Annotated in this window: 1 protein-coding gene; it reads left to right on the top strand. The window is 44.4% G+C overall.

What is annotated here, in order from left to right:
* A partial coding sequence (locus tag F0L46_RS27930; protein ID WP_210247714.1) for a ubiquitin-like protein occupies positions 1-250 on the top strand: 250 nt, incomplete at both ends.

The raw sequence follows: 250 nt of genomic DNA, 5'->3' as shown, positions 1-250 counted from the left end.
AAAACACTTACCGGTAAAACCATCACACTAGAAGTTGAAGCATCTGACACCATCGAAAATGTGAAAGCCAAGATTCAGGTAAAAGAGGGAATTCCTCCGGATCAGCAGCGATTGATCTTTGCGGGCAAACAGCTTGAAGATGGCCGTACACTATCCGACTACAACATCCAGAAAGAATCTACTCTGCACTTGGTTTTGAGACTGCGTGGTGGCATGCAGATCTTTGTGAAAACACTTACCGGTAAAACCA

The sequence above is a fragment of the Salinarimonas soli genome (assembly GCF_008386575.1).
Taxonomy (GTDB): domain Bacteria; phylum Pseudomonadota; class Alphaproteobacteria; order Rhizobiales; family Beijerinckiaceae; genus Salinarimonas_A; species Salinarimonas_A soli.
This window is presented reverse-complemented; position numbering and strand designations above follow the sequence as displayed.